Raw genomic sequence first — 22,197 nt, 5'->3', positions numbered from 1 at the left:
ATGCAACCTCTGTCAGACCCTAATGTCATACTTTCTTCACAATAAGCTCCGGTTCGGCTTTATCATCACCGAAAACTGCTTTATAAGGGTCTGTCACAACTCACTGGCAAAAGGCCAATCTGGGGTGGAAATGGGAAAGTCAGTTCTAGTCATTAATGGACCAAATCTGAACATGCTGGGCACAAGGGAGCCCGAGATCTATGGGCATTTAACGCTCAATGATATTCGGGAAAGATGCGAGCAGCATGCAGCCAGCCGTGGCTTGGCGATCGGATTTATGCAAAGCAACAGCGAGGGCGCCCTTGTGGACGCTATTCAAGGTGCTTTGGGACAGCATGATGGCATTATCATTAATGCGGCTGCGTATACACATACGTCTGTTGCGCTAATGGATGCGATCAAGTCTGTCGGACTACCAACCATTGAAGTACACATATCCAACACTTTCGCGCGGGAAGAATTTCGCCATCACAGCTTCATCTCTCCTGTTGCGGAAGGAATTATTTGCGGATTTGGAGTTGATAGCTATCTATTAGCTCTAGACGCACTTGCTAACAAATTTGAACAACGGAAATGAAAAGTCGAACACGATGAGTAAACTGGACATCGACAGAAAAGTCATTCGCGAACTCGCGGAAATCATGAATGAGACAGGTCTTGGTGAAATCGAGGTTGAAAGCGGTAACCACCGTTTGCGCGTGTCCAGAGGCTCCAGTGGTGTCACCACTGTTGCAGCCGCGGCACCTGTTGCAGCACCTGCCGCTCCAGTAGCAGCACCGGCCCCCGCTGAAGTAGCACCAGCGGCTGACGCTGGCGTACATCCAGGGGCCGTCAAGTCCCCAATGGTCGGCACAGCATATCTGGCGCCAGAGCCAGGCGCGGCGAATTTTATCAGCGTTGGCGACACCATTGCACAAGGCCAGACACTGCTGATCGTTGAAGCCATGAAAACCATGAATCCAATTGCGGCCCCTAAAGGCGGTAAAATTGTGGATATTCTGGTTTCCAATGAAGCACCCGTTGAATTTGGTCAGCCACTTGTCGTTATCGAATAAGGCAGGTAGTTCCCTATGATTAAAAAAGTCCTCATTGCAAACAGGGGTGAGATTGCACTTCGTGTCCTGCGGGCATGTCGTGAAATGGGAATCCAGACTGTTGCAGTTCATTCAGAAGCGGATGCAGATGCCATGCATGTGCGCCTTGCTGATGAAAGCGTCTGTATTGGCCCCCCAAGCCCGGCCGTCAGTTATCTCAACATTCCATCCATCATTGCAGCGGCTGAAGTTACAAATGCGGATGCCATCCATCCGGGTTATGGCTTCCTGTCCGAGAATGCCAAATTCGTGGATATTGTAACTGCGCATGGCATCAAATTTATCGGCCCATCCGCAGATCATATCCGTATGATGGGTGATAAAATTACAGCCAAAGACACCATGAAGAAACTTGGCGTTCCGTGCGTTCCGGGTTCTGACGGTGAAGTTAAAACCATTGAAGATGCTAAAAAGATTGCTGGTGGCATGGGCTATCCGGTCATTATCAAAGCCTCCTCAGGTGGTGGTGGTCGCGGCATGAAAGTGGCCCAAACCGAAGCCGATATCTCTGAAGCATTCTCTTCCGCCCGTGCGGAAGCAAAACTGGCCTTCGGTGATGATGCTGTCTATATCGAGAAATATCTAACGACCCCGCGCCATATTGAAATTCAGATTTTGGCAGATGGTCAAGGAAATGTGGTTCATCTGGGTGAACGCGATTGTTCATTGCAACGTCGCCACCAGAAAGCTCTGGAAGAAACACCATCTCCTGCTCTCACTGACAAACTTCGTTCTGATATCGGTGACAAATGTGCTGCTGCTATTCGCGACATGGGTTATGAGGGTGTAGGCACTATCGAGTTCCTCTATGAAAATGAAGAATTCTATTTCATTGAAATGAATACGCGCCTTCAAGTGGAACACCCGGTCACGGAAATGATCACAGGTCTTGATTTGGTTCGTGAGCAGATCCGTGTCGCCAATGGTGAAAAGCTCACCCTGACACAGGATGACATCAAGTTTTCCGGTCATTCCATCGAATGCCGTATTACGGCGGAAGATCCAGATACCTTTGCTGCATGTCCAGGCCCTATTTTGGAATATCATGCGCCGGGGGGTCTTGGTGTTCGTGTAGATTCAGCCCTTTATTCCGGTTATTCCGTTCCGCCTTACTACGACAGCTTGATTGCCAAACTGATTGTTCACGGAAGCAACCGTGAGGAATGTATGGCGCGTCTGAACCGGTCCTTGGAAGAGTTTGTTGTAGGAGGCATCAAGACAACCTTGCCACTGCATCAACGTCTACTTGCCAATGAAGATTTCCAAAAAGGTGATTACAATATTCACTGGCTTGAAAAATTCATTGATGGAAAGGCTTAAACAGCTTCTTCCGACCTTAGTATGACAGTTCTGACACCAGAAATTCTACTTACTGCATACAGCCATGGGATATTTCCCATGGCTGAATCACAAGATGACCCGGACCTTTTCTGGGTTGATCCTGAGTGGCGCGGCATCTTCCCGCTTGATGAGTTCCATCTCTCCCGCAGTATGCGCAAATTGATCCGCAAAAATCCCTACACAGTCACGGTCGACAAGGCTTTTCGACAAGTTATGAAGTCTTGCGCCAAGCCTGCAAAAGGCCGTGAAAACACCTGGATTAACCGAACCATCCTTGATCTCTACACTGAGTTGCATCAACAAGGTCACGCCCATTCTATTGAGGTTTGGCGCGACGATACATTGGTTGGTGGCCTGTATGGGGTGTCATTTAACGCCGTTTTCTGCGGGGAAAGCATGTTCTCGATAGAGAGCAATACAAGTAAACTGGCCCTTTGCTATCTTGTAGCGCGCCTTAACAAAGGCGGTTTTCATTTGCTGGATACTCAGTTCTTAACGGACCATCTGGCATCTCTTGGAGCGGTGGAGATTTCCCGGGAAGAATATCATCGCCGTCTGGATCAAGCGCTCAGCTTCGAAGGCGACTTCTATTCCTTGGCCTCTGACGCCTCGTCAGACGAAATAATACAGTCGATCACCCAGACATCATAGACAGGGTGTTCAAGCGCATTCAGTGCCGGACTTGACGCAAACATCCAGCCCATAAACTGAATGATCGGATCTTCATCTTGTGGGGTTTCACGAATTTCCAGAAAAGTTGTTGTCTCTGGTGTTTCTTCCGGCGGACGCTTCAGGCACTTTCTTGCGGTAATGTCCAACGTGCCATACTTAACCGCCTCATCAATGGGGATAACGATATCCTGTGTGCGGCCCGTGATCTTATCCAACGCCCTCAACTTAACCGCACTACCAATCAGATCTTCTGCCTGTGCGGCACCCGCATAAAGCACCGCCGACAACACAGCAATGCTCAGAATTTTCAAATAGTTAGTTGAGGTTCTTAGCACGACTATTTATCGTCATCCGATGTTGCGCTGAAGATGGCCTGACCGATCAAATCCATTAGGCTGACGGAGCTCTGAGTGAAAGTGACCTCATCACCTTCGCCCAGCATATCTTCCGCACCACCAGGTTCCAGATCAAGATAACTTCCGCCAAGAAGGCTTTCTGACGCGATTTTGGCAGCACTGTCTTCAGGAAGCTTAATTTCATCATTGATACTGAAGCCAATCACAGCACGATAAGATTCAGTATCTAGTGTCTGGCTTGTAACTGTACCGACCTTGATACCGCTCATACGGACATCGCTGCCCACTTGAAGGCCGTCCACCTGATCGAATTTGGCAATAAGGTTAAGTCCGTTTCCGCCGGCACCAATGTCTGCTGTTCTATAAGCAAACACAAGAAAGATGGCCGCAAAAGCCAACACAACAGCACCAATAATGGTCTCAACTATATTGTTTCCCAAAACCAACCCCCTTTAGGTCAGGTCACAAATCACCCTACCAGCACTACTTCTAATTGCTGGCAAAAATGTGGCGCCTTATTCAGGCTTCCACGCTTCATAGTCAGCCGTACTTTTCTGACGTTCACCAGGTTTCACCACGGATCCACCCGGATGGTAAGCAAAATCAGTACCTGTCAGGTTTGGCAGGTGATCTTCTTCCCAGTTGTTCTTTGCAACATTTTGATCCGCAGGCAGCAGATCTGTGGTGTGATGAAGCCAGATATGCCATGCAGCCGGCACTTTGGAGGCTTCAGGTTTCCCTTTGTAAATCACCCAGCGACGTTCCCGCCCCAGTACACCTGTTGGTTTTCCTTTTTCCTTGTAGTAACGGTTACCGAACTCGTCTTCACCGACTTGTTCACCCTTACGCCATGTAAAAAGCAATGTTCCAAGCGTCGCCATAATATTCTCTCTTCTCAGAAAACTTACAAAGTTTCGGGGGAATATGGCACTCAACACCCTTCCCGTCCAGTCTAACTTTACATATCTAAAGCAAAAATTTGGTAAATGCGGCATATCAATCCGCCGATGCCGTAAAATTCAGATAACAAGAATGTGATTCTTATTTTGTAGCGTTGATATGGCGATCAATTTTGCCTGTTTTTGAGGCATATGTTTTTTATATCTCGCACCTATTTTTTTCTTGCAAAACTGGAAGTGTCAAAAAACTGCCACAAAATCATCATATAGAAACCGTCGCGCAACACAGGCGCTATATATTGTGTTTTAAACCAGTATTGAATCGTTGACATGGTACTTTTCCCTTGGCTAAGGTCTTGTGGCTATCGGGGAGAACATACACCACATATGGTGACGCAGGGAGATCGCAGACCGCGAAAAAACTGAACTTTCTCATCGTTGGCAGGGGAAATAAGCAGTCAATTATGATTTAATTATTGGGGTCTTCAATGCGGGTTTCACGTCGATTTACGGATGCGAATTCATCACCATATGCCAAAATCAAATTTCGTCAGGCGACCAGTGAAATTCGAAACCCGGATGGATCGGTAGTCTTTAAGCTCGACGGTATTGATGTTCCTGCTGAATGGTCTCAGGTCGCCTGCGATATCATCGCACAGAAATACTTCCGTAAAGCTGGCGTCCCTGCCCGCCTGAAACTTGACGAAGAAAAAGACGTACCAACTTGGCTGTCCCGTCAGGTCGCTGACGAAGAAGCTCTGGCGGACCTTCCAGAAGACGAACGCTACATTGGTGAAACATCTGCAACACAAGTGTTTGACCGCCTCGCAGGTACCTGGACATATTGGGGCTGGAAAGGCGGCTACTTCGATACTGAAGACGACGCCGAAGCCTATTTCGACGACATGCGTTACATGCTCGCCAAACAAATGGCGGCACCTAACTCCCCGCAATGGTTTAACACCGGCCTTCACTGGGCTTATGGCATTTCAGGACCGGCTCAGGGCCATTCTTATGTGGACTATAAAACCGGTAAACTGAAGAAATCCGTAAACTCCTATGAGCATCCACAGCCACATGCCTGCTTCATTCAGTCCGTGGGGGATGATCTGGTAAATGATGGCGGCATTATGGACCTCTGGGTTCGTGAAGCACGCCTCTTTAAATACGGCTCTGGTACTGGAACCAACTTCTCCAATATCCGCGGCGAAGGGGAATCTCTCTCCGGCGGCGGCAAATCCTCCGGCCTGATGAGCTTCCTGAAAATTGGTGACCGCGCAGCTGGTGCGATCAAATCAGGTGGCACAACACGCCGCGCCGCCAAGATGGTGACACTGGATGTGGATCACCCGGATATTGAAGAATATATCGAATGGAAAGCGGTTGAAGAGCAAAAGGTAGCTGCACTTGTTGCTGGCTCCAAGTTATGCGCCAAGCATCTTAACGAAGTGATGAAAGCCTGCACGGAAACTGAAGGCGATGAGGCCTATAACACCGCTGAAAATCCAGCCCTTAGAAAAGCGATTATTGGTGCCCGCAAGGCAATGGTCCCAGAAAACTACATTCAGCGCGTGATCGAATTTGCCAAACAGGGTTACACTGAAATTGAATTTTCCACTTACAACACTGATTGGGACTCAGAAGCGTATCTCAGCGTTTCTGGACAGAACTCCAACAACTCTGTTCGTGTGACAGACGAGTTCCTGCAAGCCGTACAGGACGACGGGGATTGGAATCTGATCCGCCGCACGGACGGAAAAATTGCCAAAACCGTGAAAGCCCGTGATCTGTGGGAAAAAATCGGTGAAAGTGCCTGGCAATCTGCGGATCCGGGCCTGCAGTATGACACCACAATTAACGATTGGCATACATGTCCGCAGGATGGTCGTATTAACGCGTCCAACCCTTGCTCAGAATATATGTTCCTGGATGACACGGCCTGTAACCTTGCTTCCCTGAACCTTATGAATTTCCGCCGTGCTGATAAAAGCTTCGATGTTGAAGGCTTTATCCACGCATGTCGCCTCTGGACAATCACACTGGAAATCTCTGTTCTGATGGCACAGTTCCCATCAGAGGAAATTGCCAAACTGTCTTATAAATTCCGCACTTTGGGCCTTGGCTTTGCCAACATTGGCGGCCTTCTGATGTCGCAAGGTCTGCCATATGACAGTGACGAAGGCCGTGCGCTTTGCGGCGCGATCTCCGCGCTGATGACAGGTACATCTTACGAAACAAGTGCTGAAATGGCGGCTGAACTGGGTGCCTTCCCAGGTTACAAGAAAAACGCTAAAGATATGCTGCGCGTTGTTGCCAACCATCGCAATGCCGCCTTTGGGGCGCCTTCCGCCTATGAAGGCCTTTCTGTTGATCCCGTAGCACTGGATATTGATAACTGCCAGGATAAAGATCTGGTGGAAGCTGCGCAAAACGCATGGGATCATGCTTTGGCTCTTGGTAAAGAACATGGTTATCGCAATGCGCAAGCGACGGTTATCGCACCTACTGGCACAATCGGCCTAGTGATGGATTGTGACACGACAGGGATTGAACCCGACTTCGCCACAGTGAAATTCAAGAAACTTGCCGGCGGCGGTTATTTCAAAATTATCAACCGCACCATTCCGGAAGCTCTGCAGAAACTTGGTTACGACCGCATGCAGACCAATGACATCATTGCCTATGCTGTGGGTCATGGAACCTTGCAGGATGCGCCGGGTGTCAACCACCTGACCCTTCGGGAAAAAGGTTTCAGTGATGATGCACTGGAGGCCATCGAACAAGGTCTGGCCACTAGTTTCGATATCAAATTTGTATTCAACAAATTCACATTGGGCGAAGATTTCTGCGTTAATGTTCTGGGTCTGAACGCTGACGACCTCAACGACTATAACTTCGATATGCTGGCCACCATCGGTTTTAGCAAAAAAGAAATCGAAGAAGCCAATGCGTATTGCTGCGGTACAATGACTGTTGAGGGTGCCCCTCACCTGAAAGAGGAGCACCTACCTGTCTTTGACTGTGCCAACCCATGTGGTCGCATCGGCAAGCGCTACCTTTCTGTTGATAGCCATATTCTCATGATGGCGGCATCTCAACCCTTTATCTCTGGTGCGATTTCCAAAACGATTAACATGGCAAATTCCAGCACTGTTGAAGATTGTAAAAGCGCCTACATGCTATCCTGGAAACTGGGTCTGAAAGCCAACGCGCTCTATCGTGACGGCTCCAAGCTCAGCCAGCCATTGTCTGCTATTTCCATTGATGAAGAAGATGAAATGGAACTGGAAGAGGTGGCGAAGGCATCTCCGGCGGCGGCAAGCACCGTCATTGCAGAACGGATTGTTGAAAAAGTCATTCAAGGACGCCGCAAACTGCCAACACGCCGTAAAGGTTATACTCAGAAAGCCGTTGTCGGCGGGCACAAAGTTTATTTGCGGACTGGTGAATATGACGATGGATCAATCGGCGAGCTGTTTATTGATATGCATAAAGAAGGCGCCGCCTTCCGCAGCTTGATGAATAACTTCGCCATTGCGATCTCGATTGGACTGCAATACGGCGTTCCACTGGAAGAATTTGTCGAGGCATACACTTTCACGCGCTTTGAACCATCAGGCATTGTAGAAGGCAATGACGCAATCAAGATGTCCACATCTATTCTGGATTATCTGTTCCGCGAACTGGCTATTTCCTACCTCGGCCGAAATGATCTGGCCCATGTGGATCTGGATGATCTTCGCACAGATGCCATTGGCGGCGGCGAAGCTCAAGCTGAGATCGCGGAAGATGAACGTCAGGAAATGTCAACTCAACTAGACAATGTAATTAATTTGACTTCCACCGGTTACATTCGCTCCAAGAATTTTGAAGTTCTGCAAGGCGGGCTGTCGCACATGAACTTGACCGCAAGTGCTGCGACAGCAACAGTTCAAACCGGGACGGACGGCGCGACAAGTGCCACGATGTCTGCGGCAACTGTTTCAACGTCAACCAGCAGTGGAAGTTCAAGCGCCTCCTCCTCTCGTATGGATAAAGTGATGGAAGCGCGTATGAAGGGATATGAGGGTGATAGCTGCACGGAATGCGGCAATTTCACTCTTGTTCGGAATGGGACCTGTATGAAGTGTGATACCTGCGGTTCGACCAGCGGGTGTTCCTGATCGGTTTAAAAACGACGCATCTGCCCGATCAAATACAGGTCCCTAAGCTGACTTCTGTTTTTTCCCTAGTCAGAAGTCTTTGAGGGGTAGTTTCACCGAGGGTACGTCCAGCCTTCCGGGGGAGTGAAACGCCTGTAGTACAGGTTACGAGTAATGAGTAGTGCACAGTAAGTATTGCGCAAATTTGCCCGGATCCTCCCAAGGATTCGGGCTTTTTTATTACCCCCAACCGGTTTTGTAACCTTTTCTTCTGGCATTCATAGTGATGGAGCGCTTAACTTTAGGTGCTTCAATTTCAGGCAATGGTTTGCTGAATAACCATCCCTGCCCGTAATCCACTCTTAATGACCTTAAGAGATCCACATGCTCCTTGGTTTCAACCATTTCGGCAATGGTTCCGATTTTCAGGTCATGACAGAGTTGCGACATGCTGCGAAGAATGGCTTTATCACGATCATTATTCAATACATCACGCACATAACCGCCGTCGATCTTAACGAAGTCAGTATTCAACGCCCGAATATACTGAAAGGATGCGGCGCCCGCACCCATGTCATCCAGACTCACATGAATACCTTTTTCCCGGAATTTTTGGATAACCCGCTCTGCACGAACAAGGTCTTTCACCTGCGAGGTTTCTGTAAGTTCCAACCCAATATTGCCACTTACATCCTTGTTTTCATTCACCAATTGCATCAAGGAGTCAATAAACTCATTTGATTCAATTGAATGTCCTGAAATGTTAACCGCCAGATGAGGTGTTTCTTGGCCCTTAGGCTTAAAGCTCTTCAAATACTCCACGGATTTTTTGTACACCGCGAGATCCAGATCAAGAATAATACCGACTTCTTCCGCGAATGTGACCGTCTCGAACGGGGACTCCCCTTCTTTAAAGCGGCACAACACTTCATAATGATGAGGTTTTTCATCAACCAGATGCACGATTGGCTGATACACCAGATTAAAATCATGTTTCAGAAAGACGGATTTCAGTTTGGAAATACGATTCATCGTATTTTCCATCCGCCCCTGCAATCCATCTGCAAGACTTTCAATCTCGAATGTCCCATCCTCCGCATCAACAAAACTGTTAATGACGAACATCAGTGCATTACTGGCATTTTCCTTAGACAAATTACCTTTATCAAGGCTCACAGAGGAAGGAGACACCTTCACACCATTACCAGGAGAGATCTCTTCGGAAATATTTTCTACTTTTTCCTGTAGAACTTTGCCATCGAGATTTTTGCTATGCAGGACACCATATTTGTCACCATCGATCCGGCCCGCACTGTCACCACCAACCGAGTAGCTTCTTAAAATGCTGCCCATTTGCTCAAAAAATTCATCCATCTGGCTTTCAGGTGTGGCATCCGCCATATCCTTCAAATTATCCAGATGCAGCAATGTCAGTTCTAAATCCTGGCCGGTATCTGCAGCGATGGAAAGTTGATCATTTGCCAATTGAAGAAAATCATTTTTCTCCAGCAAACCGGTTTCTTTATCACGCTTGACAGATAAGGATTGTGCGGCGGGAAGGCCGGTTACATTGATCGTCAGATAGATATGACCATGGGTTCTGGGAAGACTACAGGCACCGATCACGGCAAAAACATCTGTACTGCTCATTCTCGCGGATACAGGGGTAATTCTTTGCCCTTCTTTCATATTGGAGAGTAGGTAGCTGACAACACGTTGATCCAATGGATCCAGAATATCAACAAATGAACTGCCCATCAGTTCTTCGATGGATTTGCCCGTAATCCCCTTGGAGGCACCAGAGACGAAGCAGATATTACCCTTCTTATCGAGCTCTATTAGAAGATCAGCTGCAGCAAACGAAAAAGCGACAAAGCGTTCTTTGTCATCTCTCAGTTCATTTAATTTGGATGTTTCAACCACGAAGGTCTCCCCATATACATATTGGGATAAGACTACGCGGAGATGTATTAAAAAAGAGCAAATAAAAAGCCCGCCGAAGCGAGCTTTTTAAATATATGATTTAACTTTCCGGTTTTGGCTCCGGCATCACCGTCCGGATATGCAATTCCCGAAGGTTCTTAGGCGGCACAGGTGCAGGTGCCTGCATCATAAGATCCTGTGCCTGCTGGTTCATTGGGAACAGGATAACTTCACGGATATTTGGCTCATCTGCAAGAAGCATAACAATACGGTCAACACCTGGGGCAATACCACCGTGCGGAGGCGCGCCGTAACGGAATGCATTCAACATGCCACCGAAACGATCTTCCACCACAGAGCTGTCATAACCCGCAATTTCAAATGCTTTCATCATGATTTCTGGGCGGTGGTTACGGATCGCACCGGAGGACAGTTCGATACCGTTACAGACGATATCATACTGGTAACCTTTGATTTCCAACGGATCCATGTTTTCCAACGCTTCCAGACCACCTTGCGGCATGGAGAACGGGTTATGACTGAAATCGATTTTCTTCTCTTTCTCGTCATATTCGAACATTGGGAAGTCGATGACCCAGCAGAATTTGAAGACATCTTTTTCGCAGATATCAAGGTCGTTACCAATGATATTACGGGCTTTGCCAGCAAGTTCAGCGGCAGCCAGTTCTTTATCACAGGCGAAGAAAATACCATCGCCATCTTTGACGCCGGCAATTTCCTGAATTTGTGCCAGACGATCTTCGTCAAGATTTTTAGCAATCGGACCTTTTGCTTCACCGTCTTTAAAGATGATGTAACCAAGTCCACCTGCGCCTTCTTTACGTGCCCAATCGTTCATTTTGTCGAAGAAGCTACGTGCGCGATCGCCAGCACCCGGTGCCGGGATTGCACGCACTACGGATCCGTTTTCAACAGATTTAGCGAACAGACCAAAACCTGAGCCACGGAAGACTTCGGTTACATCTGACAGAATGATCGGGTTACGAAGATCTGGTTTGTCAGAACCGTATTTCATCATCGCGTCATCAAATGGAATACGCTGGAATGGTGTTTCAACTTTACGGTCACCCGCAAATTTCTGGAACACATTTGTCAGCACAGGCTCAACCGCGTTAAACACATCTTCCTGTGTTACAAACGCCATTTCGATATCAAGCTGGTAGAACTCGCCAGGGCTACGGTCCGCACGCGCGTCTTCATCACGGAAACAAGGTGCGATCTGGAAGTAGCGATCGAAACCAGACATCATGACAAGCTGCTTAAACTGCTGCGGTGCCTGCGGCAAAGCATAGAACTGGCCTGGGTGCATTCGGCTTGGCACCAGGAAGTCACGCGCACCTTCTGGAGAAGAGGCTGTCAGGATCGGTGTCTGGAACTCCATAAAGCCCTGATCAATCATGCTGGTGCGCAGAGTGGAGATCACTTGGGAGCGCAGAACAATGTTATTGTGCAGACGTTCGCGGCGAAGGTCCAGATAACGGTGGCGCAGACGAATTTCCTCTGGGTATTCCTGTTCACCAAAAACCGGCATTGGCAGATCATCCGCAGCGGACTGCAGAGCGAAATCTGTGATATCAACTTCAATCTGACCAGTTGGCAGATTTGGGTTGATAGTCTCGTCACTGCGGGCAACAACTTTACCCGTTACGGTGATCACACTTTCAGAACGAACAGCTTCAACCTGACTGAAGATTTCAACATCTGTTTCGATCACGCATTGCGTAATCCCATAATGGTCACGCAGGTCAATAAAGAGCAAATTACCGTGGTCCCTCTTACGGTGAACCCAACCGGAAAGGCGAACAGTTTCGCCGACATTTGTATCCCGCAACTCGGCACAATTATGTGTACGATAGCTATGCATCAGTTTTCTCTTTAACCTTTTAGACCATTTTCCAGAATTTCTGGTATCAAGACGCCTGTATTACATACTTTTTTGACGCAGGCCAACTTTCTTTGTGTATAACGGAACAGGAAATTTACTTGAATTGGATAACAGGGGTCAATTTACCATTCTTCAGTCGCGTAAGGGTGCGCTTTGACCAGAAAAAATAATATGCAGATTATAACAAATACTGAAAACCTAGACGCCCTATGTAAACGCCTGTCCCAACACCCTTACATTACCATTGATACAGAATTTCTGAGGGAGAACACCTTCTGGCCGCAGCTCTGCCTTGTCCAGTTAGCAAGTGATGATGAATCCGCCATTGTAGATCCGCTCTCCAAGGGGATTGATCTGGCCCCCCTCTTCGATCTTCTTCAAAATGAAGATGTTATAAAGGTATTTCATGCGGGTCGTCAGGATTTGGAGATTTTCCATCGTTTGACGGGCAAAGTTCCTACACCGATATTTGACACTCAGGTTGCCGCCATGGTCTGCGGGTTTGGCGAGTCAGTCGGATACGATACATTGGTGACCAAATTAGCAGGAGCACAAATCGACAAGTCCTCCAGGTTTACAGATTGGTCTCGCCGCCCCCTCACCGATCGTCAGCTCTCCTATGCAGAAGCAGACGTCACTTTCCTGCGTGATGCCTACAAAAGCCTGAAGGCCACCTTGGAAGAGACAGGCCGCGCCAACTGGCTGGTATCTGAAATGAAAATACTCCAATCAGAAGAAACTTATTTCACGCCACCGGAACATGCTTGGAAGCGGATCAAAACCCGCAATAACAAACCACGTTTCCTTGCCATTCTACAAGCCGTAGCCGCTTGGCGGGAAACGCAGGCGCATAAACAGGATATGCCGCGCAACCGCATCTTACGGGACGAGGCCTTGCTGGATATCGCGTCAAATCCTCCCAAAAACGCAGAGAAGCTCTCTCACGTTCGAGGGATCGGCAATAAATTTGCAGAAGGACATATGGGCGCAAGCCTGCTTGCTGCCATTGAACAGGGGCGCTCTATTCCTGATGATCAGTGCCCCGTGGTTGCCAAGAAAGAACCTTTGCCGAAAGGTCTTGGGCCTTTAATGGATTTGCTTCGCGTGATGCTTAAAATGCGTTGCGAAGAAAATGATGTGGCACAGAAACTGGTCTGCTCAACAGGTGACCTTGAAAAAATCGCGGCCGGTAGCGACGCCGATGTTCCGGCCTTGAAGGGCTGGCGCTATGAAGTCTTTGGGAAGGATGCCCTTGATCTGAAAGCGGGGAAAATTGCCTTCACCATCAAGGGCAAGAATATTCACGTCATCAAACTTTGACAACTTTCAGAACGGCATTGCGGCCTTTACTTTCCGCAAAGGCTGTAAGCCGCTTGTCGACATTTGTTCCCAGAAGAACTGACAACTCTTCGGGGACACTGAGTACCAGATTTTCATCGCTCATATAAAGGCTTGTATGGGGTAAAATGCCTTGCGTACCACCGCTCAATGTATGAGACAATCTAAGTGCAAGACCAAGACTAAGGGCATGATTTCGCTCTTCTTCCCCGATTAAAGCAATTCCGTCTTCAGGGGCGTTACCAATCAGATTACCATTATAACGCGCGTACACCGCCAGCGCGACAATGGCACGGCCTTTATGGCCAATACCGCTAAACGGTGCGCGGAAAATGCGGCGGAAGGCTTGTCCTGCGCGATAATCACTGCTCATGGTCCATGCGATATCAGACAAGGTAGAAGCCGCTAACGCCAAACGCTGGCCTTTGACACCAATATCTGTAAAGACGGGCTTCAACCAGTTGTAAATCTCTTCACCATGTTCAGCAAAACGGCCTTCTTTCGCTGCCATGTCCCGACATGCTTCAAGAAGCGGGTCCTGCTTTCGCACGTTCTTCTTGATCTCTGAGAACAACATGCCTTCACGAAGACCATTTGCTGAAAAGACTACATTCTTCGGCTCAACAGTCTTAAGAACCTGCTTCATGATCCGCGCGGCGGTTTTCATGGTCGAAACCCGAGAGCTCGGAACCAGTGGTACCGCAGCAATCTCTTCTTCGCTTTTGTTCAGGATATCCTCGATCAGTTCAAGAACATCACTCACCTTCAATTTGTAGTTATGAATGATGTTAATCGGGTGGTTTGTCTTGGACATGTGATAGCGGGCCATTGCACGCCATGCACCACCCACCACATAGAAACTCTTACCCTTCTGGTCGTTCAGCCAGCTGATTTCTTTAATCTGCCTAGAGACATATTTTTTTAGCTCTTTATCATCCATCCCCATTCGAGACAGACGCAAAGCACCTAATGGCAAAGTCGCTGTGTCCCCGATTTTGCTGTCGCCAACACGGACAAGCTCAAGACTACCACCACCGAGGTCACCGACAAGGCCATTGGCGTAAGGCATGCCTGACAAAACGCCAAGTCCTGCGTAGCGGGCTTCCTGTTTCCCGCTCAACACCTGAACGTTGAGATCACATTCCTGCTCAATGTCAGAAACAAATTCCGCACCATTGTCCGCCTCACGAACCGCCGCTGTCGCTGCTACAAGCACACGATCAATGCCCATGTGATTTACAAGCGCCGCATAACGCTTCAAGGCGGTCATCGCTTCTTCCATGGCGTCTTCGCCAAGAAGAGAGGAATGTCCAAGATCCCGACCAAGTCCGCAAAGCACTTTTTCATTAAACTTCGGCATGGGTACGCGGGATGGGCCGTCAAAGACAACCAAACGAACAGAGTTGGAACCGATATCAATAACGGCTGTTAATCTCTGCCGGGGTGCACTGGATTGAACCAGGTCCCTTCTTCCCCTATCAAGAAAGTCCTGCAAAACGATACTCTTTTTCTGACCATTATTCTGGCGGTGTCAAAATTGGCACCGGGTTATTCACCTTCAATGCTTTACCCCTACCTGAAAGGGACGGATTGGTCAAAAAATAGTTGTGCGCGGAGAAAGGTTTTTTCACGTCAGGATGGCGAATGTAATTCCCATCACCATCCAGGGTCCAGGTCTGCTGGGTGTCTTTCAGGTTGGCAACCATGATCTGATCCAGCACTTGCCGGTGTACTGTTTCATTCTCAAGCGGAACAAGTGTTTCCACGCGCCGATCAAAGTTTCGGGGCATCCAATCCGCTGATGAGATAAAGACTTTTGCATTTGAAGACGGCATTTCATATCCATTTCCAAAGCATACGATCCGTGAATGTTCAAGAAAACGTCCCACGATGCTTTTCACATGAATATTCTCTGACATCCCTGGCACCCCGGGCCGCAGACAACATATCCCGCGCACAATAAGCCGGATTGTCACACCTGCATTGCTGGCTTCGTAGAGCTTGTCGATGATTTTGGCATCTACCAGAGAATTCATCTTCGCCCATACGGTGGCGGGTTTTCCTTCTTTTGCAAAAGCGATCTCTTTGTCGATCAGTTCCATCAATGTATTCCGCATGTTATGCGGTGACAGATAGAGCTTGGACAGACCTTTTGGCATTGCATATCCCGTAATGTAATTAAACATCAGGGTCACATCTTTTGCCAGCACCGGATCATCCGTAAAATAGGAGCAGTCGGTATAGATCCGCGCATTTGTTGGGTGATAGTTGCCTGTTCCAAAATGCATATAGCTTTTCAGCGCCGCTCCTTCACGCCGAACAACCACAGACACTTTAGCGTGGGTCTTAAGGTCAAAGAAACCGTAGATGACTTGTGCCCCTGCCCGCTCCAGATCACGTGCCCACCGAATGTTTGCCTCTTCATCAAACCGGGCCTTCAGTTCAATAAGCGCAGTTACTGATTTACCTGCTTCGGCCGCTTCAATCAGCGCCTTAATGATGGGGCTATCGGAAGATGTTCTGTAAAGTGTGTGTTTGATGGCAACAACATCGGGATCAGCCGCGGCTTGCCGCAGAAACTGTACCACCACGTCAAAACTTTCATAAGGGTGATGAACAACGAAATCTTTGGTGCTGATGGCTTCCAGAATATTACCGCCCGCATCTCTCACCCGTTCAGGATAGCGGGGTTCTGCAGGTTCAAAGCAAAGATCGGGGCGTTCCGCTGTAATCAATTGCGAGATATGAGAGATCCCGAGAATACCGTCAATTTCAATTATCGCCCGGCGGTCCACCCCTAACTTTTCGGACAGGAACGTCACCAGACCTTCCGGCATTCCTTTGTCCACTTTCAAGCGGATAACACTCCCGCGGCGGCGGCGTTTCAAGGCCGTCTCAAACAAGCGAACCAAATCTTCCGCTTCTTCTTCAACTTCCAGATCACTATCACGGATGAGGCGGAAAAGGCCCTTACCTGCAACCGTATAACCTGGAAACAACTTATCCAGGAACAAATGCACGATATGCTCCAGGGCAATATACCGAATGGCATCCCCAGGTAAGCGCACAAAGCGACTGATGGTTTGCGGTAAAGGCAAAAGCGCGTTCAGTTTTGGCCCATCTTTTTGGGCTTCCATCTGAAGGATCATGCCAAATCCCAGATTTTGGATAAAGGGGAACGGATGAGAAGGGTCAATAGCCATCGGGGTCAAAAGCGGGAAAATCTGTTCCTCGAAATGAATTTCCAGCCAGCTCACTTCATCTTCCGTCAGCTGACCTTCCTGAAGAACGGAAATTCCTTCCTCATCCATCGCATGGATAAGCGTTTTCCATATTTCCTGTTGCTGGGCGATAAGTCGTCCAGCCTTGTCCTCAATCTGTTCTAATGCCTGACCCGGGGTCAGACCATCATCACTTAACGTTGGGACTTGTGCGTTGAGCTGGCCCACCAAACCAGCGACACGCACCATGTAAAACTCATCAAGATTGGTGGCAGAAATCGCTAGAAATCGTAGGCGTTCCAATAAAGGATGGGCTTCGTTTTCAGCCTCTTCCAGAACACGCCAGTTAAAGGATAGCCAGGACAGTTCACGGTTAATGAAACGCTGCGGTGATTGAAGATTAATTACGTCTTCGGACAGTTCATTTTTGACATTGGTAGGTGAATTCACGGCTCTATCCTGACTTTAATACACTATCTCCCCAAAGACTTAACCGAAGGATGTCACCCTTTTATGACACCCTTCAATAAAAACAATCAGCTAGCCGTTCCGTTGCCACGTCTGAGCTTTACAGATAAACAGGAAACATCCCTTAACTTCTAACGTATTTGCGTCTTTCAAAGACATTTCGGCGTTATAAGTGTTTCCATCTTCTGGATTGTAGATGTCGCCATCTTCCCAAAGGGTATCCGAAGCCTTTTCAAGATTGGAGAGAATCTGAAGACCAACAATAGGCTGACTTTTTTTGTTATCATCCTGATTATTGATGTCTTTCTTTGGTTGTCCACTTTGATCAAGTGGTTCTTTCAAAGAAAGAATTTTACCACAGTATTTATTATCCCCACATTTGGAAATCTCAACGATACTCTTGTCCCCTTCGGTCTTCCACTGTCCTAAAACGGAACTTTCAGAAGCAGAAGCGAAAGTTGCGGACAGTGCGACCAATCCAATTGCTAAACCAAGTTTTTTCATCAGACCCCCTTTATTTCTTTGGCTTACAGTGTACCCGGGAACGCGCCGCCATCCAATAGAATATTCTGGCCCGTAATAAAACCAGCCTTGTCACTGCAAAGGAAAGCACAGGCCGCTCCAAACTCTTCTGGGAGGCCAAAACGACCCGCTGGGTTCATCTTAGCGCGTTCTGCCGCAATCTCTTCTATTGGACGCCCAGATGCTTCAGCTGCCGGTTTCATGGTGGCAGCCAAACGATCCGTGTCGAATGGACCCGGAAGCAAACCATTGATAGTCACATTGTTAGCCACTGTTTTGCGTGAAATTCCTGCCACGAAACCCGTCAAACCTGCCCGCGCACCGTTGGACAAACCGAGAATATCAATCGGTGCCTTCACCGCAGCAGAGGTAATATTGACAATACGGCCAAATTTCTGTGCTTCCATATGATCAACGGTTTGGCGGATCAGTTCAATCGCAGTGATCATATTTGCATTCACTGCCTTCATCCAATCCTCAACTGTCCAATCGCGAAAATCACCTGGAGGTGGCCCCCCTGCGTTATTCACGAGGATGTCCGGCGTTGGGCAGGCTTTAAGGACTGCTGCGCGGCCTTCTTCTGTCGTGATGTCACCTGCAACGGTTGTGACATTCACACCATATTTTGCACGGATTTCTTCTGCCGTTTTTTCCAGGGCCTCTGTACCGCGTGCTGTCATCACAAGATCCACGCCTTCTTCAGCCAATGCTTCGGCGCAGGCACGACCAAGTCCTTTACTTGAGGCACAGACGATGGCTTTGCGGCCTTTAATTCCAAAATCCATATTATTCTTCCTTTTTCTCCAAGATAGAGCGTACCAATGGAATGGTAATGTTTCGTTTTTGCGCCAGTGACAGAAGATCGATATCATCTACTGTCTTTGAAGCCGCCTCAAATGACCTCTCAAGGCGACTAACAAGATATTGCAGAACTTCAGGTGTTACCTGTAACTGCTTGTCCATAAAGTGTTTTAAGAGAACCGAGCTAAAAAGCATGTCATCAGGTTCGCCAATGCGTACCACCTGAACTGCCCCCATCCGGGATTTGAGATCAGGTAAGGTTAGCTCCCACTCACTTACAACTGTTCGTGACGTCATCAGAACGCAACTTCCCTTCTCTTTCACGAGATTGTAAAGGTGGAATAAAGACTGCTCGTCCACCCCCTCACCAATATCTTCAAGAAGTAACGGCTGAGACGTGAGTTCGTTAAGTGCAGTGATATCCAGATCTTGCAAATCAGAGGCCTGCAGCGTTACTGCATTGGATTTTTTTGCCCAAACCTGTCCAAGATGAGATTTCCCGCTTTGACCAGGACCAACCAACAGCAAATAAGGACCTGGCCAATCTGGCCAACGATCAATCCAAGCAACGGCTTCTGCGTTTGGTTCTGAAACCAGAAAGTCTTCCCGCCCGTTTGCCGCGCGGGTATCGAATTCAAAAGGTATTTGCATCATTTATCTAATAATTCCAGATCTTCTTCCGGAATTTCTGCAGCGTCACGTCCATATACCGGGCTTGCAATGTATTGTGACAGGGCAAAGCGGCTTAACACACCCACAACAGCGGCAACAGGCACAGCAATCAAAACACCTACAAACCCAAACAAGCTACCGCCTGCCAGCAAGCCAAACATCACCCAAACCGGATGAAGCCCTACTTTTTCGCCAACCAGTTTTGGCGTTAAGACATATCCCTCAAGGATCTGCCCGACAACAAAGATACCGCCCACAATACCGATAAGTACAAAATCAGGCCAGAACTGGAACAAAGCGACACCAACCGAAGCGATAAATCCTACGATGGCACCTACGAATGGAATAAACGAAATAAGACCTGTGATAATGCCAATCACAAGACCAAATTCCAATCCAACGGACAGCAGCGCGACCCCATAATAAACCGCCAACACCAAACAAACTGTGGATTGCCCGCGCACAAAACCCGCTAGCACATCATCAATATCCTTGGCTAGCTTACGAAGGACTGAAAGATTTTTCCTTGGAAGCCAACTATCCACCTTGGCGACAATATGGTCCCAGTCACGAAGAAGGTAGAACGCCACGACAGGCGTAATCACCAGCAAAGAAATCACATTGAAGAAAGCAAGTCCCTGATCCAGCAGCTTAGAAAGCAAAGTCCCGATATTGCTGGCTGCGCCGCCCAATTGCTTAGTCACAATTTCTTTGAACTCTTCACTGTCTTTCAGACCCGGAATATCAATGACCTGGCTCACAAGAGGCTTTAGAAGTTCGTAAAGGGAAATGACATAGCCCGGCAAGCGTTTTAACAGGCCAATTAATTGGTCCAGCAAAGCCGGTACCAATAATACAATTACCAAGGCACTGATCAGGATAAAAGCACCGACAATAAGTGTCGTGGCGGTCGTCCTTCCCATTCCTTTTTCTTCCAGCTTGTCTGCAACTGGATCAAGAAAGTAAGCCACGGCCATCCCCAACACAAACGGCAAAAGAATATTGCTAAGCAATACCAAGGCTGCCACGAAAACCGCGGTTAGAATTGCCCAGAATTTAAATTGCTGTTTTAACGTCATTCAGCCTCAAGCTCCGATCTGGTTATATTCTCTCATCCACATCCGCAAATAATCAAACCCGGACAGAACTGTTGTTATGGCTACTGTATAGACAATTAGCGGTACAACAAAGCCCAGAGACAGATCCAACGCCCCTGCCCCCAACACAACCGCGGCAAGCAGTATCTGAAAGAAGGTGTTTACCTTGCTTATTCTTGAAGGCCTGATTTTGACAACAACATCCATCAGATAAGAAAAAAGGATCCCCCCTACAATCAGCAAATCCCGGCTTACCACAAGAATGACAAGCCAGGAAGGAATGTCCTCCTTAAACCCAAGGGTCACATATATTGAGACCAGTAGAATTTTGTCTGCCAATGGATCAAGATATTTACCAAGGCGGGTGACGGAGTTGAATTGTTTGGCAATCAGCCCGTCAAGCGCATCTGATACACCGCTTAGGACGAAGACAACAAATGCCGCCATCCGCTCTTCTTTCAGAATCAGCCAGACAATGAGGGGCACGAATAAGATACGCGCCAACGTTATGCTATTGGGGATATTCACAAATGTTATTCCAAATACTTATCGGATCAATTCTCACCTGACATACCGAGGGTCCAATAGCCCTCCTCGTTTTGCAAGATAAGATCTCTCTGAGCGAGTGCACTTTTTAACTGGGTTAAATCACCTACGAAAGAAATTTCCCAAAACACATTGCCAACCGATAATTCCCGAACAGAAATTTGTTGTACAGCGGGAATGTTGGACGCCGTACCTTTGATCTGAAGCCATTCCTGCAAATTATTGATTTTACTCGTTATTGCCAGCCTATTTTGGATGGATCTATCCAAAATATTCTGATCTTTCCACCCTTCTTGAAGGTTTAGCACCACGTCAAATATGGCAGCTCGGAAGATATCTTCATCCGTATCCCCACCAGTAAAGGTTTCCACAACAGCCGGGCTTAAAAAGTCACTCCGCTGGTAAGAGATATCCAGGCGACGAACCCCGTTGTTATTCTGCAATGTTGCGTAGGCAACCAATACGGCACCCGCGCCATAAATATCTGTGATGTTGGCAACCCCGTCCTTATCAAGATAAACAGCCTGATCAACAGTAATGGCCTTAAAATCGTCTATAGTTCCTGACGGGACGACAATCGGCAGCAACTTTGTCTGTGCCCAGTCATCTTTTCGGCTCTGGCTTCCTTCTGGTCCTGCCCCGCCTTCGAAGATGTTCAACCACACATCTCGCCAGGGATTTGGTTCATTCCACAAATTCTTGACGCCACGGTCATCAAATACAGGAAGAACTACAATCGGCTTGGAAACGCTCTCAGAATAAGGAATGTTATTTGCCTCTAGGATTGGCAGTATCATTTCCCGTCTGAATTCATAACTGAGATCTGCAATATACCGACCAGCTGACGTCTTCTCACCAGAAACCTGAAATCCGGTGATCATGGAGGTCAGTTCCTCTTCACTGAGCTGAGGCATCGCTCCACGGTCAGTTTTTAATGTCAACTTCCGATAAAGAGCTGAAAAAGCACGTCGCTGCCCCTCAGCAACAGCCTGTTGACGCGCCTCAAGCGCGGAAGCCGCTGTTTTATCTACTGAAATTCCTCTAATCGTATAAAAATCTTCACCTGCAGAGAAGGCATTCCCAGCACAAAAGGTGAGGAAAAGCAGCATAATTGCTGCAAAAGTTGACCTAAGAGTTAGTTTATTTTGTGTTTCCGTCATTGCAAACCACAAGAAAAAAAGTATGTTGACCCGAACAGT

General features: G+C 47.9%; 19 protein-coding genes. 6 read left to right on the top strand and 13 right to left on the bottom strand.

All coding sequences use genetic code 11. From position 1 onward, the window contains the following. Positions 1–130 precede the first annotated feature (130 nt). The 4 genes from aroQ to aat are packed head-to-tail and all read left to right on the top strand — an operon-like array spanning position 131 to position 3,086. A complete protein-coding gene (gene aroQ / locus GUA87_RS09955; RefSeq protein WP_193716404.1) occupies positions 131–577 on the top strand; it encodes a type II 3-dehydroquinate dehydratase in 447 nt (148 codons plus the stop codon). Positions 578–590: 13 nt separating this feature from the next. After that, on the top strand, positions 591–1,055 hold the full coding sequence (accB, locus tag GUA87_RS09950) for an acetyl-CoA carboxylase biotin carboxyl carrier protein (protein ID WP_193716403.1): 465 nt from the start codon (positions 591–593) through the stop codon (positions 1,053–1,055). A gap of 15 nt (positions 1,056–1,070) precedes the next feature. After that, entirely contained in the window at positions 1,071–2,414 is a 1,344-nt protein-coding gene (gene accC, locus GUA87_RS09945) for an acetyl-CoA carboxylase biotin carboxylase subunit (protein ID WP_193716402.1), read from the top strand. Between the two features lie 21 nt (positions 2,415–2,435). Further along, positions 2,436–3,086, top strand: coding sequence for a leucyl/phenylalanyl-tRNA--protein transferase (gene aat, locus GUA87_RS09940; RefSeq protein WP_193716401.1), 651 nt, complete (start codon positions 2,436–2,438; stop codon positions 3,084–3,086). Here aat and GUA87_RS09935 read toward each other — a convergent pair. The 3 genes from GUA87_RS09935 to GUA87_RS09925 all read right to left on the bottom strand — a co-directional run bounded on the left by GUA87_RS09935 (position 3,023) and on the right by GUA87_RS09925 (position 4,344). Further along, the gene (locus GUA87_RS09935) at positions 3,023–3,442 is read right to left on the bottom strand and encodes a DUF2155 domain-containing protein (RefSeq protein ID WP_321575897.1); all 420 of its coding nucleotides are present in this window, start codon (positions 3,440–3,442) and stop codon (positions 3,023–3,025) included. The genes aat and GUA87_RS09935 overlap by 64 nt on opposite strands. 2 nt (positions 3,443–3,444) lie before the next feature. Then, positions 3,445–3,903 (bottom strand): outer membrane lipid asymmetry maintenance protein MlaD, encoded by a 459-nt coding sequence (mlaD, locus tag GUA87_RS09930; protein WP_193716400.1) that lies wholly within the window; start codon positions 3,901–3,903, stop codon positions 3,445–3,447. Positions 3,904–3,978: 75 nt separating this feature from the next. Continuing rightward, complete coding sequence (locus tag GUA87_RS09925) at positions 3,979–4,344, bottom strand: NADH:ubiquinone oxidoreductase subunit NDUFA12 (protein WP_193716399.1); 366 nt, start codon at positions 4,342–4,344, stop codon at positions 3,979–3,981. A gap of 506 nt (positions 4,345–4,850) precedes the next feature. Between GUA87_RS09925 and GUA87_RS09920 the strand changes: the two genes are divergently transcribed. Further along, positions 4,851–8,525 carry a vitamin B12-dependent ribonucleotide reductase gene (locus tag GUA87_RS09920; RefSeq protein ID WP_193716398.1) on the top strand — a complete coding sequence of 1,225 codons (3,675 nt, stop codon included), beginning with the start codon at positions 4,851–4,853 and terminating at the stop codon, positions 8,523–8,525. A gap of 219 nt (positions 8,526–8,744) precedes the next feature. On the opposite strand, the gene GUA87_RS09915 is transcribed toward GUA87_RS09920, so the two are convergent. Continuing rightward, positions 8,745–10,427 carry an EAL domain-containing protein gene (locus GUA87_RS09915; RefSeq protein WP_193716397.1) on the bottom strand — a complete coding sequence of 561 codons (1,683 nt, stop codon included), beginning with the start codon at positions 10,425–10,427 and terminating at the stop codon, positions 8,745–8,747. A gap of 100 nt (positions 10,428–10,527) precedes the next feature. Then, entirely contained in the window at positions 10,528–12,312 is a 1,785-nt protein-coding gene (aspS, locus tag GUA87_RS09910) for an aspartate--tRNA ligase (protein WP_193716396.1), read from the bottom strand. A gap of 192 nt (positions 12,313–12,504) precedes the next feature. Between aspS and rnd the strand changes: the two genes are divergently transcribed. After that, the gene (rnd, locus tag GUA87_RS09905; protein ID WP_193716395.1) at positions 12,505–13,653 is read left to right on the top strand and encodes a ribonuclease D; all 1,149 of its coding nucleotides are present in this window, start codon (positions 12,505–12,507) and stop codon (positions 13,651–13,653) included. On the opposite strand, the gene GUA87_RS09900 is transcribed toward rnd, so the two are convergent. The 8 genes from GUA87_RS09900 to GUA87_RS09865 all read right to left on the bottom strand — a co-directional run bounded on the left by GUA87_RS09900 (position 13,643) and on the right by GUA87_RS09865 (position 22,158). Continuing rightward, positions 13,643–15,166, bottom strand: a complete 1,524-nt coding sequence (locus tag GUA87_RS09900) for a Ppx/GppA family phosphatase (protein WP_193716394.1) — start codon at positions 15,164–15,166, stop codon at positions 13,643–13,645. The genes rnd and GUA87_RS09900 overlap by 11 nt on opposite strands. Positions 15,167–15,188: 22 nt before the next feature. After that, the gene (locus GUA87_RS09895; RefSeq protein ID WP_193716393.1) at positions 15,189–17,342 is read right to left on the bottom strand and encodes an RNA degradosome polyphosphate kinase; all 2,154 of its coding nucleotides are present in this window, start codon (positions 17,340–17,342) and stop codon (positions 15,189–15,191) included. A 90-nt stretch (positions 17,343–17,432) separates the two neighbouring features. Continuing rightward, complete coding sequence (locus tag GUA87_RS09890) at positions 17,433–17,864, bottom strand: DUF2147 domain-containing protein (RefSeq protein ID WP_193716392.1); 432 nt, start codon at positions 17,862–17,864, stop codon at positions 17,433–17,435. Positions 17,865–17,887: 23 nt separating this feature from the next. Then, positions 17,888–18,667: an SDR family oxidoreductase gene (locus GUA87_RS09885; RefSeq protein WP_193716391.1), complete on the bottom strand. Its 780-nt coding sequence runs from the start codon at positions 18,665–18,667 to the stop codon at positions 17,888–17,890. Between the two features lies 1 nt (position 18,668). After that, positions 18,669–19,337, bottom strand: coding sequence for an HdaA/DnaA family protein (locus GUA87_RS09880; RefSeq protein ID WP_193716390.1), 669 nt, complete (start codon positions 19,335–19,337; stop codon positions 18,669–18,671). Then, positions 19,334–20,434, bottom strand: coding sequence for an AI-2E family transporter (locus GUA87_RS09875; protein ID WP_193716389.1), 1,101 nt, complete (start codon positions 20,432–20,434; stop codon positions 19,334–19,336). Before GUA87_RS09875 ends, GUA87_RS09880 begins: the two co-directional genes overlap by 4 nt. Before the next feature lie 6 nt (positions 20,435–20,440). Further along, positions 20,441–20,980, bottom strand: coding sequence for a CDP-alcohol phosphatidyltransferase family protein (locus tag GUA87_RS09870; protein ID WP_193716388.1), 540 nt, complete (start codon positions 20,978–20,980; stop codon positions 20,441–20,443). A gap of 26 nt (positions 20,981–21,006) precedes the next feature. Beyond that, entirely contained in the window at positions 21,007–22,158 is a 1,152-nt protein-coding gene (locus tag GUA87_RS09865; protein WP_193716387.1) for a DUF2066 domain-containing protein, read from the bottom strand. Positions 22,159–22,197 lie beyond the last annotated feature (39 nt).

The sequence above is a fragment of the Sneathiella sp. P13V-1 genome (assembly GCF_015143595.1).
In the GTDB taxonomy this organism is placed as follows: Bacteria; Pseudomonadota; Alphaproteobacteria; order Sneathiellales; family Sneathiellaceae; genus Sneathiella.
The sequence above is the reverse complement of the archived record's forward strand: the minus strand, read 5'-3'. Positions and strand labels throughout refer to the sequence as shown.